The organism is Streptomyces tubbatahanensis (assembly GCF_022699385.1).
In the GTDB taxonomy this organism is placed as follows: Bacteria; Actinomycetota; Actinomycetes; order Streptomycetales; family Streptomycetaceae; genus Streptomyces; species Streptomyces diacarni.
In genome coordinates, this window is sequence record NZ_CP093846.1 from 7,170,652 (window position 1) to 7,181,909 (window position 11,258).

The following is an 11,258-nucleotide window of genomic DNA, read 5'->3' on the forward strand; positions in this document are numbered from 1 at the left end:
GCGCCTCACCGGTAGAGCAGGTAACGCCGCCTGGTCCGCTCGAAGTCGCGGACCTCACGGCGCCAGGCTCCGGTGACCTCGTCCTGGGACGCGCCCGCGTCGAGCATCTCCCGCAGCCGCGGAGAGCCCGACAGCTTGTCGATCCAGTACGGCCGCTCCGTGTCGGGATCCTTGCGCCAGGCGAAGTCGTCGTACCGCATGGCCTCCCGCAGCATGGCGACAGCGGTCGGCACCGCCTCGTACCGTTGCGGGTCGGTCACCAGGAGCTGGACACCCGCGCAGGTCGTGCCCTCGTGCTTGCTGAAGGTGGGCACGAAATAGCCCTCGCGGAAACGCACACCCGGCAGGCGCAGGGCATTGAGGCGGTCGCTGTAGTGGTAGTCCAGATAGGGTGCTCCGACGAACTGGAACGGCTGGGTGGTGCCGCGCCCCTCGGACAGGTTCGTTCCCTCGAAGTAGCCGGTGCCCGCGTAGGCGGTGGCTGTGTCGGGCGTCGGCATGTTCGGGGACGGCGGCACCCAGGGCAGCCCCGTGTGCTGCGCCGTCGTACGGGGAGACCAGCCGCGCACCTCGACGACCTCCAGCTCGACCGCGCCGCCGTCGCCCTCAACGGGCAGCAGTTCGCCGTTGAAGTAGCGAGCCAGCTCGCCCACGGACATGCCGTGCTGCTGGATGATCGGCTTGAGCCCGACACCGGAGGAGAACTCCGGTGTCAGCAGCGGGCCGTCGGCTCTGCGCCCGATCGGGTTCGGCCGGTCCAGGACGACGAAGGCCGCTCCGATGTCCCGGGCAGCGACCATCGCGTGGTACATCGTCCAGATGTAGGTGTAGAAGCGCACTCCCACGTCCTGGATGTCGAAGACGACCGTGTCGACTCCGGCCTTGCGGAAGAGAGCGGCCATCTTCGCCGCGTCCGCGCCGTACGCGTCGTACACCGTCAGACCGGTGCGGGGGTCTTCGAACTCCGGTTCGGAATCGCCCGCCTGCGCGCTGCCCCGGAAGCCGTGTTCGGGGCCGAAGACACCGACGATGTGCAGCTCGTCCCTTTCGGCCATCGAGTCGACCACGTGCCGGGCGTCCCTCAGCACTCCCGTCGGATTGCTGACGACACCGACCTTCCGTCCCCGCAGTACGCGCCACCCTTCGGCCGCCGCCACGTCGGCGCCCGGCGTCACCCGCCGCCCAGCGTGTGCGTCCCCCGACCGGTCCGGCGGTGCCGCGATAGCCGCGTGCCCCAGCAGCGGGGTGGCGAGGGCGGCGGCCGTGCCGCCGGCCATCAGGGAACGACGAGAGGGAGTACGGGTCATGAGGAACCGTCCTTCCAGGGGAGAAGGGTGCAGCGAAGCGGTGAGCGGGCCAAGAAGCGGTGGGGCAAGCTAATACGAACGCGCGCACGCCCACCAGGGGGCGCGCAGCGGACAACCCGTGTGCGTCCCGCCGCCCGCCGCGCCAGGATGGTGCACATGCCGACGAACATCACCCTCGTGCGGGGCGACATCACCGAGCAGGACGCCGACGCCGTCGTCAACGCCGCCAACTCCTCGCTGCTGGGCGGGGGAGGCGTGGACGGGGCGATCCACCGCAAGGGCGGTCCCGCCATTCTCGCCGAGTGCCGCAGGCTGCGCGCGGGACACTACGGGCGCGGCCTTCCCACGGGCCAGGCCGTCGCTACGACTGCGGGACGGCTCGCGGCCCGCTGGGTCATTCACACGGTCGGCCCGGTGTACCGGGACTCCGGCAGCGATCCCGCGCTGCTCTCCTCCTGCTTTGTGGAGTGTCTGCGCGTCGCGGACGGACTCGGTGCGCGGACGGTCGCGTTTCCCGCCATCTCCACCGGGGCTTATGGCTGGCCGGTGGCGGACGCCGCGCGGCTCGCGGTGGAGGCGGTGCGCGGGACGGACACGGCGGTCGAGGAGGTCAGGTTCGTGCTCTTCGACGAGGGGGCATACGCGGCCTTCGCGGCCCAGATCGGCTGACACGGACGGTACCGGTCCTCCGCCGTCTCCCCAGTGGGGGCGCTGTCGGGGCTCCCTGGTGGGAGTGAGGGACGTCTCGGGTAGCGCGCTGCCCGAAGGACGTACGAAAGCGCCGCGCGGCTCCTGTCGGTAGCAGGCGCGGGCCGCGGAGGGAAGCGGTACGACGTATGTCGATCTTGCAGTGGGTTCGCACGGTTTCCTGTGAGAGCACTTGATTGTCCGTCAAGGCGGCCGGCTCCACGCTGGGAGTGCGGCGCTCAAGCGCGTCCCCTCTCCGTCTCGACGGACGGGTCCGGCGCGTGGGGCTCGCTTGGGCGCACGCACCGACCCGACCGGCTCCGCAACCGGTGCGGCGCCGGTCGGCCCTGTCATCCCGTCACCGCCGTGGCGTGGTGGCGCGGCGGTCACGACGGCGCCGGAGACGGGGCAACGTCCTCCGGGTCCCGGACGGTTCACGAGGAGTGCCATGCGAACACGAACCACGGATCCTCTGCTCCAGCCCTTCACGCTCAAGAACCTCACCCTGCGCAACAGGGTGGTCAGCACCTCGCACGAACCGGCATTCGGTCAGGACGGGCTGCCACGGGACCGTTACCGCAGATACCACGTGGAAAAGGCCCGGGGCGGGGTCGGTCTGACGATGATCGGCGGCTCGGCCGTCGTGTCGCCCGACAGCCCGCCCTCCTTCGGCAATCTGCTGCTCTATCGCGACGAAGTGGTCCCCTGGCTGCGCCGGCTGGCCGACGACGTCCACGCCGAGGGCGCCGCTGTGATGTGCCAGGTCACTCACCTGGGGCGGCGTACCAGCAATTACGCGGGCGACTGGTTGCCCGTCCTTTCCGCCTCGCCCCTGCGTGAACCCGCGCACCGTGCCTTTCCCAAGGAGGCCGAGCCGTGGGACCTGGACCGCGTCGTGCGGGACTACGCCGACGCGGCCGCGCGCTGCCGGGAGGGCGGCCTGGACGGCATAGAGATCCAGTCGTACGGCCATTTCCTGGACGGTTTCCTGTCGCCTACGACGAATCAGCGCAGCGACGAACTCGGCGGCAGTCTGACCCGGCGCATGGCATTCCCCCGTCGGGTGATCCGCGCGATCCGGTCCGCGGTCGGCCCCGATTTCGTCGTCGGTATCCGCATGATGATGGAGGAGGACAGGCCGGACGGGCTCATGCTGGAGGAGGCGCTGGAGGCGGCCGGGGCGTACATCGCGGACGGTATCGACTTCCTCAGCACCATCAGGGGCTCGATCGAGAGCGACGCCACCCTGGCGCGGGCGATCCCGTCCATGGGCACGCCCTCGGCGCCGTTCCTGGAGTTCACCGCTCAGGTCAGGCACCGGCTCGACGTCCCGGTGATGCACGCGGGACGTATCGCCGATGTCGCCACCGCGCGGCACGCCGTGCGGGAGGGCATGCTCGACCTGGTCGGCATGACCAGGGCCCAGATCGCGGACCCGCACCTGGTGGCCAAGGTGGCCGCCGGGGCCGAGGACCGTATCCGGCCCTGTGTGGGCGCGAGTTACTGTCTGGACGCGATCTACGACTCCGGCGACACCAAGTGCGTCCACAACCCCGCCACAGGACGGGAGCTCCAACTGCCGCACACGGTGACGCGTGCGGCCGAGCGGAAGAAGGCCGTGATCGTCGGCGGCGGGCCCGCCGGGCTCGAAGCGGCCCGTGTGCTGGGCGAACGCGGACACGACGTCGTGCTCTTCGAGGCGGGCGCGCTGCCCGGCGGGCAGGTCCGCATCGCCGCCGCCAACCCGCGCAGGCGAGAGCTCCTCGGCATCGTCGACTGGCGCGTCGGCGAGTGCGCCCTGCTGGGCGTCGACCTCAGGCTCGGAGTTCTGGCGGAAGCGGAGGACGTGCTCACCGAGCGCCCCGACATCGTCCTCATCGCCACGGGCGGCCTGCCCAACACGACGTTCCTGACGCAGGGCGCCGACACCGTGGCCGACACCTGGGACGTGCTCGGCGGCTCCCTCCGCCCCCGGGGCCGCGTGCTGGTCTACGACGACAACGGGGCCTACCCGGCGCTGGACGCCGTGGAGGTGCTGGCCCGGCAGGGTGTGCCGCTCGAATACGTGACACCCGAGCGTACGCTCGCCCCCGACGTCGGCAGCATGAACGCACCCGCGTATCTGCAAGCGTTCGCCGAGCACGCGGTGACCACCACGCTGGCGCACCGGCTGCTGTCGGTACGGCGAGCGGAGGACGGGTGCCTCGTCGCGACCCTGCGCAGCGAGTACGCGGCACGGCAGGTCGAGCGGACGGTGGAGCACGTGGTGGTCGAGCACGGCACGCTGCCCCACACGGACCTCTACCGCGAACTGCTGCCCGCGTCGAGCAACCTCGGCCGGATCGGCCACCGCGAACTGCTGGCAGGCGAACCGCAGCACGACGTCGCGAACCCCGAGGGCCGCTACCAGCTGTTCCGGATCGGCGACGCCGTCACCAGCCGCAACATCCACGCCGCGGTCCTGGACGCGCTGCGGCTGTGTCTGCCGATGTGAAGCCCGGATCCGCCCTCCGCCTCCCTCTCCGTGAACAGACGGCGCTCAAAGACCCGACGTGCGCCCCCTGACACCGCACCAAGGCCCGGCATGTGCGGACCGGCAGCCCGGAGGGCGCTACCACTCGAACAGCACCGAGAGGAGCACAGCGTGACACCACTGGCAGGCACCATGGAACCCGAGAAAAACCGACTCTTGGACGCGGTGGCGCGGCGGGTCGCCGGCCACAGCCTGGAAGGGCCGTACTACACCGACCGCGCCTTCTTCGACCTCGACATCGCGGCGATCTTCACCCGCCAGTGGCTCTTCGTCGCCGTGGACGCCGAGGTGCCCGAGCCCGGCGACTGCACCACGGTGGAGATCGGCCCCTACTCGGTCATCGTCCTGCGCGACGACGAGGGCGGCCTCCGGGCGTTCCACAACGTCTGTAGGCACCGCGGCGCCCGCCTGCTGGACGAGGGGCGCGGATCGGTCGGCAACCTCGTGTGCGGCTACCACAAGTGGACCTATGGAACCGACGGCGCGCTCCGGCACGCCCCCGCCCAGCCACCGGACTTCGACCGCGACTGCTTCGCCTTGAAAACCGTGCACGTGCGCAGCGTCGGCGGACTCGTGTTCGTCTGCCTCGCCGACGAGCCACCCGCCGACTTCCCCGAGGTCGCGGCCCGCGTCGAGCCCTACCTCGCGCCCCACGAGCTACGCCGCGCGAAGGTGGCGGCGCGCTGCGACCTCGTCGAGAACGGCAACTGGAAACTCGTGATGGAGAATAACCGGGAGTGCTACCACTGCGACGGCCACCCCGAACTGCTGCGCACCTTCTTCCCCACGTACGGCTACACGCGCGACAGCGTCCCCGCGAACCTGCGCCAGGCGCACGAACGCTACCTGCGAGCCGACACCGAGATGCGTGCCACGTACGAGAGGCTCGGCCTGCCGTACGCGCTCATCGAGGAACTTCACGAGCGCACCACCGGGTTCCGGATCCAGCGCGACGCGCTCGACCTCGCCGGCGAGTCCTTCACCCCGGACGGGACAGCGGCGTGCCGCCGCCTGCTGGGCGACCTGCCCACGCCGCGCCTCGGACACCTGGCCCTGCACCTGCAACCCAACTCCTGGTTCCACGTCCTGGGCGACCACGCGGTCACCTTCAGCGTCCTTCCGCTCGCCCCGGACAAGACCCTGCTGCGCACCACCTGGCTCGTCCACCCGGAAGCCGTGGAGGGTGAGGACTACGACCCGGGCACGCTGACGAAGGTGTGGACTGCGACGAACGAGCAGGACGCACGCCTCGTCGCCCGCGCCCAGCAGGGGGTCGCGAACCCGGCCTACGAGCCCGGCCCCTACGCACCGACGGAGTACCAGGTCGAGGCGTTCTGTACCTGGTACCTCGCCCGCCTGCGAGAGGAACTGCGGCCATGAACGACCTGCTGGCTCCGCCCGGCGCGGAGCGCTCCGGGACAAGGGTCCCGTACCGCGAGGGTTACGGTACTCAGGACCACCGGCTGGTGTGCACGCACATCCAGACCGTCACCGCCGAGATGAAGACGTTCGTCTTCGAGCCGGCCGCGCCGGGACTCTTCCGGTACGAGCCGGGACAGTACCTCGCGTTCACCTTCGGGATCGACGGCCGGGAGGTCGATCGGTGCTACACGCTCTCCTCCGCGCCGACTCGCCCGCACGCCGTCGCGATCACCGTGAAGAGGGTTCCCGGAGGGCTGGTGTCGAACTGGCTGCACGATCGGCTCGCCCCGGGCGACCTCGTGCGGGCCCGCGGGCCCCTCGGGCACTTCTCGACGGCCCGGTACCCGGCTCCCTCCTACCTCTTCCTCTCCGGCGGCAGCGGGATCACGCCCCTGATGTCCATGACCAGGACCCTCTACGACCTCGCCTCCCCTGCCGACGTGGTTTTCGTGCACAGCGCCCGCACCCCCAAGGACGTTCCCTTCCGGCAGGAACTGGAGCTGATCGCCCGGACCGCACCGCAGGTGCGCGTCGTCCACGTGTGCGAGGACGACGGGCCGGCACCACCACCGTGGCACGGCCACCGCGGTCGCCTCACGCCCGACATGTTGCGGCGGATCGCGCCCGACTTCCCCGAACGCGAGGTGTTCACCTGCGGACCCCCCGGCTACATGCGTGCTGTGCGTCGGATGCTCTCGGAAGCGGGCCTCCCGAAGGAGCACTACCACCAGGAGAGCTTCGATGCCGCACAGGAGGGCTCCGGGCGGGCACAGGAGGGCTTTTGGACCGCACAGGAGCGCTTCGAGGCCACCAGGGAGCGGACGAGCGGGGCCGACTCGGCGGCGGCGCCCGCGGACGCCGCGACGTTCACCGTGAAGCTCGCCCGCAGCGGGACGACCCTGGAATGCGGCGCGGGAACCCCCGTACTGGAAGCCACGGCACGGGCGGGCATCACACTTCCGTCCTCGTGCGGAGAGGGCGTCTGCGGCTCCTGTATGACCACGCTGGAGAAGGGATCCGTCGACATGCGCCACAACGGCGGCATCCGCCCTCGCGACACAGCGCGCAACAAGATACTGCTGTGCTGCTCGACACCCCTGGAGGACCTCGTGATAGACGCCTGACCGGAGGGAAGCCGCTGCACGGGACGGGCGGGAACGCTGCCCGGGCGCCCGCCCAGCACGACCGCGACGTCGGGCACCGTCGCGCGTCCCGGCAGTGGCCTCAGAAAGGGGCGAACGGAGGCGAACGATCGCCTGGCCGATCGTGCAACCTGTTCACATGATTGACCCCCGGCTCCGCATCCTGCAGATGGTCGCCGAGCACGGTACGGTGACCGCCGCCGCACAGGCACTGCACTACACACCCTCTGCCGTCTCCTACCAACTGCGGCAGCTCGCCGGCGAGGTCGGGGTGGAACTGGTGGTCCAGCAGGGCCGCGGTATCCGCCTGACGAACGCGGCCCGCGTCCTGCTGCGCCACACGGAACGCCTCAAGGAGCAGTGGGAACTCGCCCGCGCCGAACTGGCCTCCGTCGGGACGGAGCCCACGGGACAGGTCACGCTGTGCGGCTTCTCCACCGCCGCCAGCCGTCTGCTGCCCCCGGCCGCCGCCGGCCTGCGCGACGCTTACCCCCACCTGACCGTCCGCATCATCGAGGCCGAACCCGACCGCTGCTTCGACCTTCTGCTCTCCGAAGAGGCCGACCTCGCGCTGCTGGTCGTCACCGCGGACTCGCCACCCATGACGGACCACCGCTTCGACCAGCGGCCGCTTCTGGACGACCCGCTGGACCTGGTCGTCCCGCAGGGCCATCCGCTGGCCCAGCGGCAACGGGTCACGCTCGCCGACGCGGCGAGGGAGGCGTGGATCGTGGGCAACCCGGGAACGACCTACCAGCGGTTGGTACTCGCCGCCTGCATGAGCGCCGGATTCACACCCCACATCGCCCACTACGCGGACGAGTGGGACACCGGTACCGCGCTGGTCGCCCACGGTTTCGGAGTGATCCTCGTACCGCGTCTGGCACGGCTGCGCGAGGACTCGCCGGTGGAACGCATCTCGCTGCACGGAGAACCGGCACCGGCCCGCCGCATCGTGGCCGTCACCCGCCTCGGTGCCCGGGAGATCCCCACACTCACCCACGCCGTGGCCACCATCACCGCGACAGCGGCCCAACTGCTCCCGCAGCCTTGAGGGGGAGCCTGTGACCGCGCCGTGCGGACGTGGAATCACCGTGGTCGGCGGGCGGGTTCGATCAGCTCGGTCGTCCGCAGCACGGCGGCCACCGCGAGCGGGTCGTCGCCGTTCCGCCGCGCGGCGACGTCGAGTGCGGTGTCCGCGAACTTGATGGCGTGCTCGTCCCCGTGTGCGGCCGCCTCGGCGAACGCCTCCCGCGGGGTGAGTCCGCCGCCCGCGGAAACGGGCATGCCCTGCGAGGGCCCGTAGACGGCGGTGACGGCCGCGCTCGCCGCCCAGGCGGCGTCGACACTCACGGACCACAGCGCGCGGGGCAGCGCGGGCAGGACGCGCAGTACGGCGTTGGGGGCTGTCGCCGCGTGCACCAGCATGACGGGTGAGCCGTGCGCGTGGGTGGCGTACCGGTGGGTCGCGGCGCGCACGATCTCCTCCAGGTCGGCGCGGGCGCCCTCCGGATCGGTGCTCCCTCCGTGCGGACCGGCCTTCCCTCCTTCTCGCTCCGCCTGGTGTGCGGCTTCTCTCGTACGCGGCCGCTGGGGGAGTGCGGCGATCCGGGCGAGCCGTTCACGGATGCCGCCGCTCTGGTCGGCGAGCAGCGGTACGGCCTCGTAGCCCTCGTCCGCGGACCTCGCGCCGGGAAGCGGTTCGGTCTCTGCCAGAGTGCTGTGCCGTGCCGCCCAGTAACCGAGCGCGTGAGCGAGCTCCGTACGGCGCGGTGCGGTGTCGCCGTCCCCGGCGAGCAGCGTGCGCACCGCGTGGCCCGTCCTGATCACCGGGTGGGTGGCGCCTCCGGCGATACCGGGCAGCAGCAGCGGCCACCAGTGGGCGAGGACGTCGCGCCAGGGCCGCTCTTCCATCGTGTGGGTGAAGAAACGTGTCCAGTCCGTGAGGCGTGTCGAGTCGCCCAGCGCCGCACGCCAGTTGGCGTCCGTGACGGGCGCCCGACTCTCCGGCGGGTCCTCCAGCTTCTCCGCGTAACCGTCGAGCCAGCGGTGCACCGTGCGGGTCTCTCCGTGCCGCACCAGTGCCTCGACCGCCATGGGAGCGTGATTGCTGAGCCAGCCCTCGAACTCGGGGCCGGTGGAGTGGAGGCGTTCGAGGGCTTCGTCCAGCGTTCCTGTGGGGTCGCCGTGTCCGCCGCGTGTCGTCGTGGAGTCCATGCGGGGACGCTACGGCGGGCCACGCCGCGCCGGAACGGGCCCGGGACCGAACGCGGTCTGCCTCGGGTCCTAGGACCGACTCGGGGCCTGGGACCGACTCCCGGACCAGGAACCGACCGGCGGAGCCGACTCGGGGGCCGGGACGGCCTGTTCGCACCCGCCGCAGCTGTCGGGGACGGAGCCCGAGCGGCCCCGGAGCGGCCCTCTCAGCCGCGGTGTCCCGAGCGTGCCAGCCACCGGCCGTCCTGGTGAGTGACGTCGATGGGGCGGCCGAAGCACCGGGTCATCAGCTCTCCGGTCAGCACGTCGCCGACAGGGCCGCACGCGCCGACCCGGCCCTCGCGCAGCAGCAGCGCGTGGCTGGTCGTGGGCGGCAGCTCCTCCAGGTGGTGGGTGACGGTGACCGTCGCCAGAGCCGGACGGTCCGCGGCCAGCCGGCGCAGCGCGTCGATCAGGTCCTCGCGAGAGGGCAGGTCCAAGGCGTTGAACGGTTCGTCCAGCAGCAGCAGGGACGGCGCGGGCATCAGCGCCCTGGCGATCAGGATGCGGGCCCGCTGCCCGCCGGAGCACACCCCGAAGGGCCGGTCCGCGAGTTCCTTGCACTCCAGCTCGGACAGCAGGTCGTGGGCCAGCTGGCGGGTCTCGTCGTCGTACTTGCGCCACAGCGGCTGCACGGTGCCCGTCGCGCCGGTGAGCACGACGGTGTGCGCCGTCGCGTCCTGGGGGACGCGCTGGGAGGTGGACACGTGCCCGATGTGGGCGCGCAGCTCCCGCACGTCCACCCGGCCGAGGCGATTGCCCAGCACCTCGACGGTGCCGGAGGTGGGGTGCATGACGGCGCCGATCAGCTTGAGCAGCGTCGTCTTGCCCGCCCCGTTGGCTCCCAGGAGTGCCCAGTGCTCACCGGCTCGCACCGACCAGTCGATCCCGTCGAGGATGACCTGGTCCGAGGTCACACGGCGGACACCGACCCCCTCGATCGAGGCGACCTGGCGGGACGCGGGCTGGTTCATGGCGGGCCTCCGGTGAGTTCGGGCGGTCGCGGCACCCGGAAGGCTCGGTTCCGGCTGCCGTGCGGACGACCAGACTAGCTGTACGCTGCAGCAGCCTGCTCGACTGTCTCACCGCCGGTACGCGTCGGCGGAGCGCCGTGTCCGAAACAGGCGTCCCCATCGCCCGGGCACCCAGGCCGCCCCTCGTCCGCGGCGCCGGGCGAGCCTGTGGCGGAAGCAGGAGCTGCCGGAGAGGTCAGGACCGGCTGCGGGCCTTGGCGTACCGTCCCACCGGCGGCAACCAGCACAGCACTACGGTGACCACGGCCAGCACTGGGGCGGCGAGGCCGGCCACGTAGAGCCCCGTCGGCGGGGCGTCCCGCAACACCAGAACGTGCGGGAAGGCGCCTCCCAGCAGCACCGCGACGCTGAGGGTCGCACGGGACCACAGAGAGGCGTTGCGGGCCAGCAGCGCACACACCAGGACCAGCACGGCCAGTGCGACGGCGAACGCCGCGCGTGCGGACATGGTGTCCTGCCAGTGGGTGACGACGTCGTCCCAGGCCGTCGGAGACATCCGCTGCAGATCGGCGGACCGGGTGTCCGCCGGGAGGCCGACGGCGGCAGGGTCGGCGTCGACCGCGTTGCGGACGTTCTGGTCGGCAAGGTCCTTGCCTCCCAGGTACACCATCGACGCGCTCAGCATGCCGGAGAGGGCTGACAGCGCGGCGGCGGAGAGCATGGCGACCATCAGCAGCGGTCTGTTGACCGGCGCGTCGGGTCTGAGGCCGGGTTCCGTGGGCCCGGCCGGCGTCACGAAGTGGGGAGCGGAGATGGGGGAGTGGCTCACGTGCGCGTGTCTCCTTGTGGGAAGCGCTGGGGGAAGGTGATCGCGTCGAACTTTTGCACGCACACGCGCCCCGAACCACCGGTTCCGGTAAGTAACTTGAAGAACATC

Annotated in this window: 9 protein-coding genes; 5 read left to right on the top strand and 4 right to left on the bottom strand. The window is 71.3% G+C overall.

Annotation, left to right across the window (positions count from 1 at the left end; all coding sequences use genetic code 11):
* Positions 1 to 5: 5 nt before the first annotated feature.
* Positions 6 to 1,307, bottom strand: a complete 1,302-nt coding sequence (locus MMF93_RS30750) for an exo-beta-N-acetylmuramidase NamZ family protein (RefSeq protein WP_242756431.1) — start codon at positions 1,305 to 1,307, stop codon at positions 6 to 8.
* 156 nt (positions 1,308 to 1,463) lie between these two features.
* On the opposite strand from MMF93_RS30750, the gene MMF93_RS30755 reads away from it, so the two are divergent.
* The 5 genes from MMF93_RS30755 to MMF93_RS30775 all read left to right on the top strand — a co-directional run bounded on the left by MMF93_RS30755 (position 1,464) and on the right by MMF93_RS30775 (position 8,145).
* Complete coding sequence (locus MMF93_RS30755; protein WP_242756432.1) at positions 1,464 to 1,976, top strand: O-acetyl-ADP-ribose deacetylase; 513 nt, start codon at positions 1,464 to 1,466, stop codon at positions 1,974 to 1,976.
* Positions 1,977 to 2,442: 466 nt separating this feature from the next.
* Positions 2,443 to 4,488, top strand: a complete 2,046-nt coding sequence (locus tag MMF93_RS30760) for an NADH:flavin oxidoreductase (RefSeq protein WP_242756433.1) — start codon at positions 2,443 to 2,445, stop codon at positions 4,486 to 4,488.
* 150 nt (positions 4,489 to 4,638) lie between these two features.
* Positions 4,639 to 5,907, top strand: coding sequence for an aromatic ring-hydroxylating oxygenase subunit alpha (locus MMF93_RS30765; RefSeq protein WP_242756434.1), 1,269 nt, complete (start codon positions 4,639 to 4,641; stop codon positions 5,905 to 5,907).
* A complete protein-coding gene (locus tag MMF93_RS30770; RefSeq protein WP_242756435.1) occupies positions 5,904 to 7,073 on the top strand; it encodes an FAD-binding oxidoreductase in 1,170 nt (389 codons plus the stop codon). The genes MMF93_RS30765 and MMF93_RS30770 overlap by 4 nt, the downstream gene beginning before the upstream one ends.
* A 157-nt stretch (positions 7,074 to 7,230) precedes the next feature.
* On the top strand, positions 7,231 to 8,145 hold the full coding sequence (locus tag MMF93_RS30775) for a LysR family transcriptional regulator (RefSeq protein ID WP_242756436.1): 915 nt from the start codon (positions 7,231 to 7,233) through the stop codon (positions 8,143 to 8,145).
* Between the two features lie 35 nt (positions 8,146 to 8,180).
* On the opposite strand, the gene MMF93_RS30780 is transcribed toward MMF93_RS30775, so the two are convergent.
* The 3 genes from MMF93_RS30780 to MMF93_RS30790 all read right to left on the bottom strand — a co-directional run bounded on the left by MMF93_RS30780 (position 8,181) and on the right by MMF93_RS30790 (position 11,150).
* Positions 8,181 to 9,308 carry a questin oxidase family protein gene (locus MMF93_RS30780; RefSeq protein WP_242756437.1) on the bottom strand — a complete coding sequence of 376 codons (1,128 nt, stop codon included), beginning with the start codon at positions 9,306 to 9,308 and terminating at the stop codon, positions 8,181 to 8,183.
* A 206-nt stretch (positions 9,309 to 9,514) separates the two neighbouring features.
* Complete coding sequence (locus tag MMF93_RS30785) at positions 9,515 to 10,321, bottom strand: ABC transporter ATP-binding protein (RefSeq protein ID WP_242756438.1); 807 nt, start codon at positions 10,319 to 10,321, stop codon at positions 9,515 to 9,517.
* 235 nt (positions 10,322 to 10,556) lie between these two features.
* Entirely contained in the window at positions 10,557 to 11,150 is a 594-nt protein-coding gene (locus tag MMF93_RS30790; RefSeq protein WP_242756439.1) for a hypothetical protein, read from the bottom strand.
* Positions 11,151 to 11,258: the final 108 nt, after the last annotated feature.